Source organism: Lentzea aerocolonigenes, assembly GCF_000974445.1.
GTDB classification, from domain to species: Bacteria; Actinomycetota; Actinomycetes; order Mycobacteriales; family Pseudonocardiaceae; genus Lentzea; species Lentzea aerocolonigenes.
The window spans coordinates 20,798-36,500 of the sequence record NZ_BBOJ01000040.1 but is presented as its reverse complement, the minus strand read 5'-3'; the positions used below and the strand labels follow the sequence as shown (position 1 = coordinate 36,500).

The window sequence follows — 15,703 nt, the reverse complement described above, 5'->3', positions numbered from 1 at the left end:
ACAGGTGGTACACAGGATCGCCAGCGACCATGGAGGCCATGCGCACGATGAAATCCGAGCTCCGCAGGCCTGACGGGCAACCGGTGAGGGTGCTCGTGGTGGACGACGAGTCCACTCTGGCCGAGCTGATGACGATGGCGCTGCGCATGGAGAAGTGGGACGTCCGCACCGCCTTGGACGGCTCCACGGCCGTCACGACCGCACGGGAGTTCCGCCCGGACGCGGTCGTGCTGGACGTGATGCTGCCGGACTTCGACGGTTTCGAGGTGCTGCGGCGCATGCGGGCGGAGCAGCCGAACCTGCCGGTGCTGTTCCTGACCGCGCGCGACGCCGTGGAGGACCGCATCGCGGGCCTCACCGCGGGCGGCGACGACTACGTGACGAAGCCGTTCTCTCTCGAAGAGGTCGTGCTGCGGTTGCGTGCACTCATGCGGCGCACGGGTGTCACGGAGGAGGATGCGGGCGCACGGCTCGTGGTCGGCGATCTCGCCCTGAACGAGGACACGCGCGAGGTGACGCGTGGTGGTGAGCAGATCTCGTTGACCGCGACGGAGTTCGAGCTGTTGCGGTACCTGATGAGCAACCCGCGGCGCGTGCTGAGCAAGGCGCAGATCCTCGACCGGGTGTGGAGCTACGACTTCGGCGGGCAGGCGAACATCGTCGAGCTCTACATCTCCTACCTGCGCAAGAAGATCGACGCCGGGCGCGCACCGATGATCCACACGATGCGGGGCGCGGGCTATGTCCTCAAGCCTTCGTCCTAAGACGCTGCGGTCCAGGCTGATCGCCGGGCAGATCGCCGTCCTGGTGGTGCTCACGGTCGTCACCGGTGTCGTCGCGGTGTTCGCGCTGCACGAGTTCCTCACCAAGGACCTGGACCGCCAGATCGAGGACCTGGTGCAGCCCCCGGTGGGAGCGCGCGCACCGGGGATCAACGCGGTGATCGTCGACGGGGAGGTCAAGGGCACCATCGAGCTGCCGCGCAAGAAGATGCGCGTGATGAACGCCCAGGAGACCGCGGCGCTGACCGGGCTCAGCCCCGGTGCCCACTCCGTCGACATGGGCGCCGAGGGCTACTTCCGCGTCAACGTGGACCAGTCGCGGATCAAGGGCCTGCCGTCCGGCCCGGTCGACGAGGTCGTGTGGCAGATGATCTGGCTCATGGTCGCCCTCACCGCGGCGGGCGTGGCGGCGGCGGCCCTGGTCGGCCGCAGGATCATCCGCCGCAGCCTCGTGCCGCTCGACCGCGTGGCCGATACCGCGACCCGCGTCTCCGAACTGCCGCTGCACCAAGGTGACGTCGCGCTCGCCGAACGCGTGCCGGACACCGATCCCGACACGGAGGTCGGCAAGGTCGGGCTGGCGTTCAACCGCATGCTCGGCCACGTCGGTGACGCGCTGAAAGCCAGGCACGACAGCGAAACCCGCGTCCGCCGGTTCGTCGCGGACGCCTCCCACGAGCTGCGCACGCCGCTCGCCGCCATCCGCGGTTACGCCGAGCTGACCCGCCGCTCCGAGGAGGACGTGAGCCCGCAGATCGCGCACGCCATGAGCCGCGTCGAGTCCGAGGCCGTGCGGATGACGTCGCTGGTCGAGGACATGCTGCTGCTGGCCCGCCTCGACGACGGCCGCCCGTTGGAACGCGAGGAGGTCGACCTGACGAAGCTCGTGCTGGACGTGGTCGGCGACGCGCGGATCTCCGCACCGGGCCACAGCTGGAAGATCGCGGTGCCGCCCGACCCCGTCACGATCCAGGGCGATGTCCAGCGGCTGCACCAGGTTCTCGGCAACCTGCTGTCGAACGCCCGCACGCACACCCCGCCCGGCACGACGGTCACCACCGGCCTGACCGTCCACAACGGACGGATCGACCTCACCGTCACCGACGACGGGCCGGGCATTCCGGAGGGTCTGGAGGTCTTCGAACGGTTCGCCCGCGGCGACAGCTCGCGGTCACGCGCCGCCGGCAGCACGGGGCTGGGGCTGTCCATCGTGGCCGCCGTCGTCGGCGCGCACGACGGCGAGGTGTCCGTGCAGAGCGTCCCAGGCGAGACCACGTTCACCGTCTCGCTGCGCGTCGGATGACGCCTCCCACAGCAGCGGGATCAGGTCCGCCCCGCGCCGCCACAGCCACGGAATCCCCTTGAGAAGCAACCACGCGACGTGGTGCCACACGGTCAGCTCGCGCCCGCCGGAACACTCCAGGCTCACGTCGCCGACCCGGTGCCCGAGGGCGCGCAGCTCGGACGCGAACGCCCGCGCCAGCATCCGGTGGCCGCGCTCGGACGGGTGCAGCCGGTCGACCGCCCACGTCTGCAGCTCGTACGCGCCGGGCAACGTGTGCAGGTCCACGCACCGCACGCCGTGCCGCGCGACGACGACGTCGATCACGCGGTTGAACTCGTCGATCCGCTCCTTGAGCACCCGCCGCAACCGGCCCGGCAGCTTGAACACGCGGCCCTGGTCGTGGAACCGCACGGTGACCACGGAAGCGCCCGCGGCCGTCAGCGCGCGGCAGATGTGGTCGAGGTCCTCGTGCATCCGCCGCACGGAGAAGTCCGACCGCAGCGTGTCGTTCACACCGGCGATGACGACGGCGGCGCGGGGCTCGTCGCGCAGCGCCTGCGGCAGCTGGGTGCGCCTGACGTCGGCGAGGCGGGCACCGGAGACGGCGTAGTTGCGGTAGCCGTTGTCCTCGAACGCGGACGAGAGCAGCGGGCCGAAGCCGCGCCAGCCGCCGGGAACGAGGTCGCCGATCCCCACCGCTGTCGAGTCACCGAGTAACACCAGCACGCGACTCAGGATCATCTTGCCCGGTGATCCTGGAATGACCGTGCGGGAACGGTTCAGCGAAATGCTGGGTAAAGCGGGAGTTCGAGCACCTCGGCGCCGTAGTGGTCGACCAGTGCGCCGACCACCGCGTCGGCGTGGGAGGCGACCGTCTTCTCGCCGAGGATCAGCGCGTCGGACCGCAGCCGCACCCACCGGCCCGCCAGCACGACGCTGCGCGGTGGTGCGTTGACGACGCTCGGCATCGGCTTGGACAACGCGCGCCACGTCGCGAGCCACACCCAAAGCAGCTGCGCTTCCAGCAGACGCGGTAAGAGCACCGTGTCGTCGTCCATCTCGGGCCACACCGCCCCGACCTCGGCCCGCCACGCGGCGACCATGGCCTCGGACATGCCCGGCGGCAGGCCCCAGCCGCACCAGCACGACGGGAACGGCACGCGCAGGGCCGCGGCGTCGAACACGATGTCGCGGACGCAGCCGGCCTCGAAGTCGACGAACCGGACACCGCGCGAGGTGACCAGGTGGTTGTCCGGACAGGACGTCGACGGGCTGAACGCACGCCGCCGCGAGGTGCTGAACGCCCGTGCGGCCTCGGCGGCGAACTCGATGGCGTGCGGAGAGGTCTCAACGGCCAACGTGGACTCGAGCAGCGCCGGTAACCCCGCGATGGCCGCGTGCACGTCGACCGCGATCGGGTCCTGGCAGCACTGCGCACCTGCTCGGCGCATCAACGCGTCGAAGTCCGCGTCACGGCCCGCCGTCGTGGCGTGCAGGCGTCCCATGGCGTGAGCCCACGACAGCAGACCACGTTCCGCGGCGCGCGCGTCTTTCGCATGCAGCTTCTCGGACAGACGCGGCGCACGGCCCAGGTCTTCCAGCACGACCAGACGCGACGTCGCGTCGTGCGCGAAAAGCTCTGGCGTAGCGCGCTCTTCTGCCGGAAGCGCCGTCAACAGCTGGTGGCTGACCGCCTCGTGCGCCCACGGGTCGCGATCGCCGGAACCAGCCGGATAGCGCTTCACCACGAGCGTGCGGGGCATGGAGAACGGCGAGGAAGCGACTCTCACGCGAATGACGACGGAACGACCGGTACCCCCGAGAGCCTCGGGGTCCGCGAGGCGCACCTGTGCGCCCAGTCGCCTGGTCAGTACCCGCTCCGCCGCCCCGACAGCGTCCGCAATTTCCGGTGAAGTCGTGTCGGGAGGGCCCGCGGTGATCTCCACGCTCATCCCCTCCGACCCTACTCCCCATGTCCTCGAGCCGGACCGACGCTAATGCGGCCAGGCTGCGACTACCACCACTCGTTGATAACGGCTCGCGCGGTTTCCGGATCACCCCTTGGACAGTGGACGTGTGGAAACACCATCCGTTGCCCGGCGCCTGCGGATCAACAGAACGAGCGCGGCGGCGGCGACAATACCGATCAAGTTGATGCCCAACTGGGCAACGGCGGGGCCAACTCTGTCCCACACTCCGAGAACTGCGGCCAGCGCGGCGTAGCCGGCGGCCGGAACCGTGGTGACCGAGATGAACACACCGACCAGTGCCGCGGACTTCGCCGACGTCATCGACAGCATGCCCGCCGCGCCCGCCAGCAACGCGACGATCAGCGAGAACGGCCCGAACTGGTAGACGAAGTCGACCTGGTGCCCGTTGATCAACGCGGTCTTGTCGAACAGTCCGCCGAGCTCGCCGAGCCAGGTCAGCACGGACGTGATCACCATGGCCAGCGGGAACCCGACGCCGAGCGCGATCGATGCCCGTCTGACCAGGTCCCACCGCTTCGCGACGAGCCCCACCGCGATGGCGGCGAGCGGGCCGAACTCCGGCCCGACGACCATCGCGCCGACGATCGTCACCGGCGAGTTCGTCGCGACGCCCACCGCCGCGAGCAGGCACGCGATGGTGAGGAAGGCCTGGAAGGTGACGCTCGGCCGGGACTCCTCGCCCGACTTCGAGATCAGCTCCTCCCACACGATCACGTCCGAGCCCTCGCCCGGCGCGTTCTCCTCGGCGCGGTCGGCGGCGTCGGACAGCGACGTGTCGATCGTTTCGATCGTCACGCCGCCGGTGTGGTCGATGGAGAGGTCGCAGAGCGCGACGACGATCTCGTCGACGGCCTCACGCGCCACGTCGGCGGTGATGAGGTCGCCCTCGGGGTCGACCGCCGCGCCACGCAGGACCACCAGGTGGGTGGCCCCTGCGTGGTCGCGGAGGATCTTCTGGGCGGCCTCGGACTCCCCCGCCGGGCAGACCACCCGCAGCCTGAGCATTACTTCTGGTCGGGCTTGGCGTCGACGCCGGCTTCCTTGCGCTGCAGGGCGGTGATCGGCGCCGGGGCCGCGGTCAGCGGGTCGTAGCCTCCGCCGCTCTTCGGGAACGCGATGACCTCGCGGATCGAGTCGACGCCCGCGAGCAGCATGCACAGGCGGTCCCAGCCGAGCGCGATGCCGCCGTGGGGCGGGGCGCCGAACTTGAACGCGTCGAGCAGGAAGCCGAACTTCTCCTGCGCCTCCTCGGCACCGATGCCCATGACGTTGAACGCGCGCTGCTGCACGTCCGCGCGGTGGATACGGATGGAGCCACCGCCGAGCTCGTTGCCGTTGAGGATCACGTCGTAGGCGTAGGCCAGCGCGTTGCCGGGGTCGGTCTCGAAGTTGTCGATCCACTCCGGCGTCGGCGAGGTGAACGCGTGGTGCAGCGCGGTCCACTTGCCGCCACCGACCGCGACGTCACCGGCCTCGAGCTTGTCGACGGCCTCGAACATCGGGAAGTCGACGACCCACGCGAACGCCCACGCGTTCTCGTCGACCAGGCCGACGCGGTGCGCGATCTCGACGCGGGCCGCACCCAGCAGGGCGCGCGCGTCACGGGCCTCGCCCGCGGCGAAGAAGATGCAGTCGCCGGGGTTGGCGCCGACCGCCTTGGCCAGGCCGTCGCGCTCGGCGTCGGTGAGGTTCTTGGCGACCGGGCCGCCGAGCGTGCCGTCCTCCTGGACCAGCACGTACGCGAGGCCCTTGTGGCCGCGCTGCTTGGCGAACTCCTGCCAGCCGTCGAGCGTGCGGCGCGGCTGGGAGGCACCACCCGGCATGACCACGGCACCGACGTACGGCGCCTGGAACACGCGGAACGTCGTGTCCTTGAAGTACTCGGTCAGCTCGGTGAGCTCGACGTCGAAGCGCAGGTCGGGCTTGTCCGAGCCGTACTTCGCCATCGCCTCGGCGTAGGAGATGCGGCGGAACGGCAGCGGCAGCTCGACGTCCTTCGTCTCCTTCCAGATGGCGGCGAGCAGCTTCTCGGTCAGCGCGATGACGTCGTCCTGCTCGACGAAGCTCATCTCGATGTCGAGCTGGGTGAACTCCGGCTGGCGGTCCGCGCGGAAGTCCTCGTCCCGGTAGCAGCGCGCGATCTGGTAGTAGCGCTCCAGGCCACCGACCATCAGCAGCTGCTTGAACAGCTGCGGCGACTGCGGCAGCGCGTACCAGGAGCCGGGACGCAGCCGCGCCGGCACCAGGAAGTCACGCGCGCCCTCAGGGGTGGAGCGGGTCAGCGTCGGCGTCTCGACCTCGACGAACTTCTCACCGTGGAGAACCTCGCGCGCGATCCGGCTGACCTCGCTGCGCAGGCGGATGGCCTTGGCCGGGCCGGAGCGGCGCAGGTCGAGGTAGCGGTGCTTGAGGCGGGCCTCCTCGCCGATCTCGCCCTCGGCCTCGACCTGGAACGGCAGCGGCGCGGCCTCGTTGAGGACCTCGAGGTCGCTCACGTAGACCTCGATGGCGCCGGTGGCGAGGTCGGGGTTCTCGCTGCCCTCGGGACGCTTGCTCACGTCGCCGGTGACCTTGATGACGTACTCGCTGCGCAGGCGGTGCGCGCGCTCGGCCATCTCGCCCTCGCGGAAGACGACCTGGGCCACACCGGACGCGTCGCGCAGGTCGATGAAGATGACACCGCCGTGATCACGCCGGCGAGCGACCCACCCGGTGAGGGTGACGGACTGCCCGGCGTGCTCGGCCCGGAGTGATCCGGCCTCGTGCGTGCGCAACACGGTGGTGGCTCCTTGTAGACGAAGTCAGCTTTGCCGTCAAGGCTAGCTGGAGGCACCGACAGAATTTCACGCAGGGCTTTTCGCTAGCGTTCGGGCATGCGGATCCCGGTGGCCGTCTTCGGCATGTTCGTGATGTTCGTGGTGGCCGTCGGAGTGCTGTTCCTGGGCGTACTCGGCTTCACGCCCGTCAACGCGTGCACCGGCACGTGCTACGCGCCGTTCATGATGGCGACGGTCGGCACGGTGGTCATCGGGCTGTCGGCGACGTTCGCGACGTGGTTCCGGGCGCTGCGGGAGCCTCGCGCCTACTTCCCGTGGATCGGCGCCGCACTGATGGTCGCCCTCTACCTCGTGGCACTCTCAGTCGCCGAACAGGTCCTCTGACAACGCGATGAAGGGCGCCTTCATCCACTTGAGGTGGATGAAGGCGCCCTTCATCGACTGGCTAGCTCACGCGGTCGGCGCGAGGTACAGCAGGCGGTTCGGCGAGCCCGTGCCCGGCGACGTCACCTTCGACGGCGTCGACTGCCCGATCAGGTACGAGGCGACCTGAGCCGGCGTGGCCGTCTTGTTGGTCGACAGGTACCTCGCCGCGGCACCGGCCACGTGCGGGGTCGCCATCGACGTGCCCGAGATGGTGTTGGTGGCGCTGTCGGAGGTGTTCCACGCCGACGTGATGTTGCTGCCCGGCGCGAAGATGTCCAGGATCGAGCCGTAGTTCGAGTAGGACGCGCGGGCGTCGGTGTTCGTCGTGGCGCCCACCGTGATCGCCTCGGCCACGCGGGCCGGCGAGAAGCCGGACGCGTTGGCGTTGGAGTTGCCGGCCGCGACCGCGAAGGTCACGCCCTTGGCGATGGCGTTCCTCGTGGCCGTGTCGAGCGTGGCGTTGGAGCTGCCGCCGAGCGACATGTTCGCGACGGCCGGCTTGACCGCGTTCGCGCCGACCCAGTCGATGCCCGCCGCGACACCGGCGAGGGTGCCGGAGCCGTTGTTGTCGAGCACGCGGACGGCGACGATCTTGGCGGCCTTCGCGACGCCGTACTGCGAGCCCGCGATGGTGCCCGCGACGTGCGTGCCGTGGCCGTTGCCGTCCTGGGCGACGTTGTCGTTGTCCACGAAGTCACGTCCGTTGGAAGCGCGACCACCGAACGTGGAGTGGCTGATCCGCACACCGGTGTCGATGACGTACGCCGTGACGCCCGCTCCGGTCGAGGTGTAGCTGTACTTCTGGTCCAGCGGCAGGTTGCGCTGGTCGATGCGGTCGAGACCCCACGAAGGCGGGTTCGTCTGCGTGGCCTGTACGTGCACGACCTGGTCGGCCTCGACGAACTCGACGGACGGGTCCGCGGCCAGTCGCTTGGCCTGCTTCTCCGTGAGCTTCACGTTGAAGCCGCCGAAGGTGCTGTACTCCCGCTCGATCGTCGCGCCGAACCGCGAAGCCAGGGAGTGGGAGTTCGCCTTGCCCTCCTTCAGCTTCACGATGAAGCTGCCGGCGATCTTCTCCGGGGCGTTGAGGGACAGGACCTCGCCCTCGGCCGCGTACGCGTTGGGGATCATCAGGACCGACATGGCGAGGGTCGCCGCGCCGGCACCGGCCAGGAACCGGATCTTTCGCGTCATGGTGTGCATTCCGTTCTTTGCAGGGGAACGAAGCACTTTCGACGTTATGGATCGATCCGGTCCCTGCCAAGGGTGTCCTAAAGATTAAGACGCTCTTGCCTCACCTGAGAATTCACCTTTCACAGGGATGGCGGCCAGTAAAGGATACGAGTGACGGGTGGCGTGCCCGGTGTGCCCGTGGTAACCAGTGCGCGCTCGACCTGTGCGGGAGTGGCCGCACGGTTGAACTCCAGGTACCGCGCGGCGACTCCGGCCGCGTGCGGTGCGGCCATCGAGGAACCGCTCAGCGTGTTGGTCGCCGTGTCGTTGGTGTTCCACGCGGACGGAACGCTGACGCCCGCGGCCCAGATGTCCACCAGCGGGCCGTAGTTCGACGAGGACGACTTCGTGTCGTTCTGCGCCAACGCACCCACGCAGATCGCCTCCGCGACCCGTTGCGGAGAAGTGTTCTTCGGGTCGGTGTTGCTGCCACCGGCCGCGAGCGTGTACGAGACGCCGGACGCGATCGAACGCCGCACCGCGTCGTCCAGCGTCGCGGAAGCGCTGCCGCCCAGCGACATGTTCGCCACCGCGGGCTTCACGGCGTTCTTCGTCACCCAGTCGATGCCCGCGATCACACCGGAGATCGTGCCGCTGCCGCTGTCGCCGAGCACCTTGACGGCCCACACGGTGGCACGCTTGGCGGCGCCGTACTTCGTGCCCGCGGCGATGCCGGCGACGTGCGTGCCGTGGCCGTTGCCGTCCTGCGCGACCGCGTCGTTGTCGACGAAGTCCCAGCCGTTCTTGGCGCGACCGCCGAAGTCCGTGTGCGTCACGCGGATGCCTGTGTCGAGCACGTAGATGTTCACGCCGAGACCGGTGCTCGTGTAGGAGTACTTCTTGTCCAACGGCAACGCGCGCTGGTCGATCCGGTCCAGCCCCCACGGCGGGTCGAGCTGCGTGCTGTTCGCGTGCACGATCCCGTCCCGTTCCACACGGGACACGTTCGGGTCGGCTTTCAGCGCACGCAGCTGTGCGGCGGTCAGCCGCGCGCTGAAACCGTTGACAACACTGGTGTACCGGTGCTCCACGGCACCGCTGAACGACGACACCGCGCCGTCCTTCATCACCACGATGTACGAGGACGTGGCCGCGGACGCCGGGGCGACCACGACCGCTGCCGCCAGGGCGGCGACTGCCAGCAGGGCTCTCACGTGCGGATTTCCTTTCTTCGCAGGGAAAACAGCCCCGGCTCGCAGGAGCCGGGGCCGCACATCGATGATGCCGATCAGCTGGTCGGCGGCCAGTACAGGAGCCTGGTCGTCGTGCCGGCGCCGGGGTTGGTCACCTTGCCGTTGGTGGCGTTGGACTTGATCGCGGACTCCACCTGCGCGGGCGTCACGTTGAAGTTGCCCTGCAGGTACCGAGCCACCACGCCGGCGACGTGCGGCGTCGCCATCGAGGTGCCGGAGATGGTGTTCGTGGCGGTGTCACTGGTGTTCCACGCCGACGTGATGTCACGGCCGGGCGCGAAGACGTCGACGACGGCGCCGAAGTTGGAGAACGAGGAACGCGCGTCGGTGCGGTCGGTCGACCCCACGGTGATCGCGGTCGCCACGCGGGCCGGGGAGAAGGTGTTGGCGTTGGCGTTGGAGTTGCCCGCCGCCACCGCGAACGTGACACCACGCGTGATCGCACCGGCGACGGCGCTGTCGAGCGAGGAGTTCGCGCTGCCGCCGAGCGACATGTTCGCCACCGCGGGCTTGACGTGGTTCGCGGCCACCCAGTTGATGCCCGCGTTGACACCGGCGAGCGTGCCGGAGCCCTGGTTGTTCAGCACGCGCACGGCGATGATGTTCGCCGCCTTCGCCACGCCGTACTGGGAACCGGCGATGGTGCCGGCGACGTGCGTGCCGTGCCCGTTGCCGTCCTGCGCGACGGCGTCGTTGTCGACGAAGTCGTAGCCGTTCTTGGCGCGGCCGCCGAACGTCTGGTGGCTGATGCGGACACCGGTGTCGATGACGTAGGCGTTCACGCCGGAACCGGTGGTGTTGTAGGTGTAGCGCTGGTCGAGCGGCAGGTTGCGCTGGTCGATCCGGTCCAGACCCCACGACGGCGGGTTCGTCTGCGTGGCCTGGATGCTGAGGACCTGGTCGCGTTCCACGTACTCGACGGACGGATCGGCCGCGAGTCTGCGGGCCTGGGCGTCGGACATCTTGACCGAGAAGCCCTTGAACACGGTGTCGTAGACGTACCCGATCTGGCCGCCGAACCGGGCACCGAGAGTCGCGGCACTCGCGGTGATCCGGTCGTCCTTCAGCTTCACGACGAAGCTGCCGGGGATGTTGTTCGCGCCCTCGAAGGTGCGGATCTCGCCCACGGCGGCGGAAGCGGGTGCCGCGAAGGCGGCGACCATGACCGCCGAGCCCAGCAGGATTGCTGTCTTGCGCATTGTGTTGTCCTGTTCGTCGCAGGGATGCTCAGGAACCCGAAGGGGACTATTGGCGGCGTAATAGGCCCGAGATCTGAACTTTCCGGGTTTCGAACCGGCGCAAAACCGCCGATCGGCTGTACCGCCTTCCCTTTGCTGCCGATAGCCTTCCGATCTTGACTCCGTGAAACGGAGGCGTGATGCTCACGATTTACCCACCCCGCGAGGAGCTCGCCGACCTGTTGGTGACGGGTCCGTTCGCGGACGCGTTGCGGGTCGCGATCCAGCTGAGAGGTCTCAGCCTGGAACGGCTGCAGCACCGGTTGCGGATGCGCGGCGCGCCGATCAGCGTGACGGCGCTGAGCTACTGGCAGTCGGGCAGGCGCAGACCCGAGCGACCGGAGTCGATGAGGGCGCTCGCCCACCTCGAGGACGTGCTCGGGCTCCAGGAGAACGCCCTGTCCCGGCTTCTCGGCCCACCACGGCCGCGCGGGCGTTCCCGCAGGCGGGAGCTGTCGGCACGGGCGCAGTGGGACAGCTCGGGGCTGGTGCTGACCGCGCAGCACGACCGGGTCGACGTCGCGCCCTGCGGCGGTGTGCGCGGCGTCCGGTCACGCCAGGTCATGCAGGCGAGGACGGCCAATGTGGACCGCTGGATCCTGTGCCAGGAAACGGGATCGGCGCAGCCCGCGCTGACCGCCGTGCGGTCCTGCCGGGTCGGCCGGGTCGCCCGCGAGCGCACGAACGGCGTCCTCGTCGCGGAGCTGTTGTTCGACGAACCACTGGCCGCCGGCACCTCGATCGCGATCGAGTACGAATTGATCTATCCACACCCGACGGTCGAGCACACGCATTTCCGCCGGTTCGCCGAACGGGTGCACGACTACGTCCTGGAGATCAAATTCCCGGCCGGGTCCCCGCCCGCTTCCTGCGAGCAATTCGCGTCGGGCCCGGCGGGAACGGAAATGTTCGGCGGCGCACGCCCGGCCCCGGTGGACGCCTGGGGTTACGCGCACGCCGCCGCGCTGGACTTCGGGCCCGGCCTCTACGGGATGCGCTGGACCGCGGCCGCGAACGCCTCCGGGTCGTCCACCCAGGGGAAGTGACCGGCGCCGGGCTGCACGACGAGCCGCGCGCGTGGGATCAGGTCCGCGAACTCCTGCGCGCGCCGGGGCGGTAACGCGACGTCGACCTCGCCCGCGATCAGAACCGTTGGCACGTCGAGGTTCTTGAGCTTCGCGCGGACCCGTTGCGGGTCGAACGCGCCGCCGGCGTAGAACTCGAGGGCGGCCTCGTGGTTGCGGGGGTGGTCGTCCAGCGCCCGCGCCGCGTCGTCCCAGCGGCCGTGCCAGAACGGGCTGATCTTCGCGAACGCCTCCGGCGTCACGTTGCCCGCCCAGATCTCCTCGAACCCCTTGATCGCCTCGGCGTACCAGGGCTCGCCACTGCGCCGCAGGGCGACTTCGCGGCGATCGTCGTCGCTCACGTCGATGCCGACCACGCGCGGACTGGGTGCGACGAGCACCAGTTCCTTGACGTGCTGCGGAAATCGCAGGGCGTACAGGACGGCGAGAGTGCCTCCCGCCGAGTGGCCGAGCAGGCTGATCCGGTCGAGTCCCAGGTGCCGCCGCAACGCTTGCACGTCGTGGACCTGACGGTCCACGCGGTAGTAGCCGGCCTTCTCCGAGTCGCCGGTGCCGCGCAGGTCGAGCCTCACGATGTTGTCGAGCGGCAGGCCACCCAGGTAGGACGACGCCTGCATCGGCCCGCCGGGCAGGCAGATCAACGGGTCGTCGGCCTCGCCGTGGTAGGCGAGACCGAGCCCGTCCGCGTTCTTGAAGGTCCCCATGCCCCGCAGTGTGTCAGTACGAGCGGGGCAGCTTCAGGCTGTTCTGCGCGACGAAGTTGAGCACCATCTCCCTGCTGACGGGCGCGATCCGGGCCATCCGGGACATGCCGAGCATCGACGCGAGGCCGAACTCGGCGGTCAGCCCGTTGCCGCCGTAGGTCTGGATCGCCTGGTCGACGGCCGCCGCGATGGCCTCGCCCGCCGCGTACTTGGCCATGTTCGCGGCCTCACCGGCCTCCTTGTCGCGACCGGAGTCGTAGAGCGCGGCCGCCTTCTGCGTCATCAGCCTGGCCAGCTCGATCTCGATGTGGATCTTCGCCAGCGGGTGCGCGAGGCCCTGGTGCGACCCGATCGGGCTGCCCCAGACGGTGCGCTGCTGGGCGTACGTGACGGCCTTGCTGACCGCGAGGCGCGCCGAGCCGGTCGCCATGCTCGCGCCCATGATCCGTTCGGGGTTGAGGCCGGCGAAGACCTGGAGCAGCCCCTGGTCCGGTGATCCGACGACGGCGTCCGACGGCAGCCGCACGTCGTCGAAGAACAGCGTGAACTGCTTCTCCGGCGCGACCAGGTCCATGCCGATCTGGTGCCAGGTGAAGCCTTCGGCGCTCGTCGGGACGACCACGAGCACCGGTCCGGTCTGCTGGATGGCGACCACGAGCACGGCGTCGACCTCGTCGATGCCGGAGATGTAGGTCTTGGTGCCCTTGAGGACCCAGTCGTCACCGTCGCGGCGGACGTTCGTCCTGAGCTTGTGCGAGTTGGATCCCGCGTCCGGTTCGGTGATCGCGAACGCCATCTTCAGCGTGCCGTCCGCGAAACCGGGCAGCCACTTGGACTTCTGCTCCTCCGTGCCGAACCGGGCGATCACCGTGGCGCAGATGGCCGGTGAGACCACCATGAGCAGCAACGGACATCCCGCTGCCGCCAGCTCCTCGCACACCGCGGCGAGGTCACCGATGCCACCGCCACCGCCGCCGTACTCCTCCGGCACGGCGACACCGAGGTAGCCGAGCTTGCCGGCCTCCTCCCACAGCTCGGTGGTCTTCTCCCCCGCCCTGGCCTTGGCGATGAAGTAGTCGTGGCCGTACTTCGCACCGAACTCGGAGACGGCCTTGCGCAGCGCGATCCGCTCTTCTGACTCGACGAAGCTCACGATTCCTCCACTACGGCCAGGACGTCTCCGACGTTGACCTGCTGAGACTGTTCGACGAGAAGTTCGGTGACGGTGCCAGCGCTGGTCGCGAGCACGCGGTGTTCCATCTTCATGGCTTCCAGCACCAGCAGTTCCGCGCCTGCTTCGACCCGGTCGCCCTGCCCGACGCTGACGCGGACGACCGTGCCGGGCATCGGGGCGACGGTGGCGCCCGGCGCGAGCTTGGTCTCCGGTTCGGGGAAGCGCGGCACGACCCTCAGCGAGACGGACCCGCGCGGCGAGTCGACCTCGACCAGATCGCCGTACGTGGCGACGTGGAACGGGGTGCGCACGCCGTCCAGGTCCAGTGTGATCACACCGGATGTGGCCTGCTTCGGGTCGTACTCGACCTCGATCTCGCTGTCCCCGAACAGGAACTTCGCCTTCGGCTGCTGCGAGCGCACGTTCCGCCAGCCGAGCGGCAGGTTCCCGATCCTGCGACCGGCCGCCTGGGCGAGTGCCGCAGCCAGCGCAAACGGTTGCGGGTCAACGGTCCTGGTGAAGTCGTGCTCGGCGAGGAACCCGGTGTGCGTGTCCCCGTTGAGGAAAGCGTCGTTCTGAAGGATGTCCACGAGCAGCGCGCGGTTCGTGACCAGGCCGTGGATCCGGGCGTTCTCCAGCGCCGTCGCGAGCTTGCGGGCCGCTCCGGCCCTGGTCGGCGCGTACGCGATCACCTTGGCCAGCATGGGGTCGTAGTGGACCGAGACCACCGAGCCGTCCTCGACACCGCTGTCGAGCCGGACGTCACCGGGCACGTGGAACCGGTGCAGGGTGCCGCTCGCCGGACGCCAGTCGTGGTCGGGGTCCTCGGCGTAGAGGCGGACCTCGATGGCGTGCCCGCGCGGTTCCGGTGCCTCTCGCGGCAACCGAGCGCCTTCCGCGATCCGCAGCTGCCAGTCGACGAGGTCGACGCCGTACACGAGTTCGGTGACCGGGTGCTCGACCTGGAGGCGCGTGTTGACCTCCAGGAAGTGGAAGTCCTCGCCCTTCAGCATGAACTCGACAGTGCCCGCGCCCACGTACCCGATCGACTCGGCCGCCGCCGTCGCCGCCGCGAACAAACGCTTGCGCACGTCGTCGGTGACCGCCGGGCTCGGCGACTCCTCGACGATCTTCTGGTGCCGGCGCTGGATCGAGCACTCGCGTTCGCCGAGCGCCCACACCGTGCCGTGCGCGTCCGCGAGGATCTGCACCTCGACGTGCCGCGCGTGCTCCAGCAGCGGCTCGCAGAACACCGTCGGGTCACCGAACGCCGACTCGGCCTCGCGTCGTGCGCTGGCCAGAGCGTCGGCGAACTCCTCGTGCTCGCGCACGATCCGCATGCCGCGTCCACCGCCACCGGCGGAAGCCTTGATCAGCACGGGGAACTCGGTGACGGTCTCCGGGTCGAGCTCGGGCAGCGTCGGCACGCCGGCGGCCGCCATCCGCTTCTTCGCGGCGACCTTGGAGCCCATCGCCTCGATGGAGTCCGGCTCCGGCCCTACCCAGGTCAGTCCGGCGGCCTGCACCTTGCGCGCGAAGTCGGCGTTCTCGCTGAGGAACCCGTAACCGGGGTGAACGGCGTCCGCACCGGCTTTGACCGCCGCCTCGACGAGCAGGTCGGCGCGGAGGTAGGTCTCGGCCGGTGCCGCCCCCGGCAGGTTGACCGCGAAGTCGGCCTCCCGGACGTGCGGGGCGGCGGTGTCCGGGTCGGAGAACACCGCGACCGTGCGGATTCCGTTGGCCTGACAGGTGCGGATGATCCGGCGGGCGATCTCGCCGCGGTTGGCGATCAGGAGTGTCTTGATCACTGTGGTC

At 69.4% G+C, this 15,703-nt stretch carries 13 protein-coding genes and 1 pseudogene; 4 read left to right on the top strand and 10 right to left on the bottom strand.

The window, feature by feature from the left end; genetic code table 11:
• Positions 1-47 precede the first annotated feature (47 nt).
• Together AOM45_RS47055 and AOM45_RS47050 are read left to right on the top strand one after the other, a co-directional pair.
• The gene (locus tag AOM45_RS47055; protein ID WP_428829547.1) at positions 48-764 is read left to right on the top strand and encodes a response regulator transcription factor; all 717 of its coding nucleotides are present in this window, start codon (positions 48-50) and stop codon (positions 762-764) included.
• Complete coding sequence (locus AOM45_RS47050; protein ID WP_030473598.1) at positions 742-2,085, top strand: sensor histidine kinase; 1,344 nt, start codon at positions 742-744, stop codon at positions 2,083-2,085. The genes AOM45_RS47055 and AOM45_RS47050 overlap by 23 nt, the downstream gene beginning before the upstream one ends.
• A gap of 180 nt (positions 2,086-2,265) precedes the next feature.
• Here AOM45_RS47050 and AOM45_RS53355 read toward each other — a convergent pair.
• From AOM45_RS53355 to aspS, 4 genes and pseudogenes are all read right to left on the bottom strand, one after another.
• Positions 2,266-2,808, bottom strand: a pseudogene (locus tag AOM45_RS53355) (SGNH/GDSL hydrolase family protein); the annotation flags it as partial.
• A 38-nt stretch (positions 2,809-2,846) separates the two neighbouring features.
• On the bottom strand, positions 2,847-4,019 hold the full coding sequence (locus AOM45_RS47045) for a hypothetical protein (protein ID WP_030473600.1): 1,173 nt from the start codon (positions 4,017-4,019) through the stop codon (positions 2,847-2,849).
• Positions 4,020-4,121: 102 nt separating this feature from the next.
• Positions 4,122-5,063, bottom strand: a complete 942-nt coding sequence (locus tag AOM45_RS47040) for a DUF389 domain-containing protein (RefSeq protein ID WP_030473601.1) — start codon at positions 5,061-5,063, stop codon at positions 4,122-4,124.
• The gene (aspS, locus tag AOM45_RS47035; protein WP_030473602.1) at positions 5,063-6,835 is read right to left on the bottom strand and encodes an aspartate--tRNA ligase; all 1,773 of its coding nucleotides are present in this window, start codon (positions 6,833-6,835) and stop codon (positions 5,063-5,065) included. The genes AOM45_RS47040 and aspS overlap by 1 nt, the downstream gene beginning before the upstream one ends.
• 96 nt (positions 6,836-6,931) lie before the next feature.
• On the opposite strand from aspS, the gene AOM45_RS47030 reads away from it, so the two are divergent.
• The gene (locus AOM45_RS47030) at positions 6,932-7,219 is read left to right on the top strand and encodes a hypothetical protein (protein WP_030473603.1); all 288 of its coding nucleotides are present in this window, start codon (positions 6,932-6,934) and stop codon (positions 7,217-7,219) included.
• Between the two features lie 66 nt (positions 7,220-7,285).
• Here AOM45_RS47030 and AOM45_RS47025 read toward each other — a convergent pair whose 3' ends face one another.
• From AOM45_RS47025 to AOM45_RS47015, 3 genes are all read right to left on the bottom strand, one after another.
• On the bottom strand, positions 7,286-8,464 hold the full coding sequence (locus tag AOM45_RS47025; RefSeq protein ID WP_030473604.1) for a S8 family peptidase: 1,179 nt from the start codon (positions 8,462-8,464) through the stop codon (positions 7,286-7,288).
• Positions 8,465-8,574: 110 nt separating this feature from the next.
• Entirely contained in the window at positions 8,575-9,648 is a 1,074-nt protein-coding gene (locus AOM45_RS47020) for a S8 family peptidase (protein WP_051784758.1), read from the bottom strand.
• Between the two features lie 74 nt (positions 9,649-9,722).
• Positions 9,723-10,886 carry a S8 family peptidase gene (locus tag AOM45_RS47015; RefSeq protein ID WP_081902802.1) on the bottom strand — a complete coding sequence of 388 codons (1,164 nt, stop codon included), beginning with the start codon at positions 10,884-10,886 and terminating at the stop codon, positions 9,723-9,725.
• Positions 10,887-11,065: 179 nt separating this feature from the next.
• Here AOM45_RS47015 and AOM45_RS47010 point away from each other — a divergent pair, with 179 nt between their 5' ends.
• Positions 11,066-11,971 carry a hypothetical protein gene (locus tag AOM45_RS47010; protein WP_051784759.1) on the top strand — a complete coding sequence of 302 codons (906 nt, stop codon included), beginning with the start codon at positions 11,066-11,068 and terminating at the stop codon, positions 11,969-11,971.
• Here the strand turns inward: AOM45_RS47010 and AOM45_RS47005 are convergent.
• From AOM45_RS47005 to AOM45_RS46995, 3 genes are read right to left on the bottom strand one after another with little or no spacing between them, the layout of a single operon-like run.
• Positions 11,911-12,714, bottom strand: coding sequence for an alpha/beta fold hydrolase (locus AOM45_RS47005; protein ID WP_030473608.1), 804 nt, complete (start codon positions 12,712-12,714; stop codon positions 11,911-11,913). The two genes, AOM45_RS47010 and AOM45_RS47005, sit on opposite strands and share 61 nt — an antisense overlap.
• Positions 12,715-12,727: 13 nt before the next feature.
• Positions 12,728-13,867: an acyl-CoA dehydrogenase family protein gene (locus tag AOM45_RS47000; RefSeq protein ID WP_030473609.1), complete on the bottom strand. Its 1,140-nt coding sequence runs from the start codon at positions 13,865-13,867 to the stop codon at positions 12,728-12,730.
• Positions 13,864-15,696 carry an ATP-binding protein gene (locus AOM45_RS46995; RefSeq protein ID WP_030473610.1) on the bottom strand — a complete coding sequence of 611 codons (1,833 nt, stop codon included), beginning with the start codon at positions 15,694-15,696 and terminating at the stop codon, positions 13,864-13,866. The genes AOM45_RS47000 and AOM45_RS46995 overlap by 4 nt, the downstream gene beginning before the upstream one ends.
• Positions 15,697-15,703: the final 7 nt, after the last annotated feature.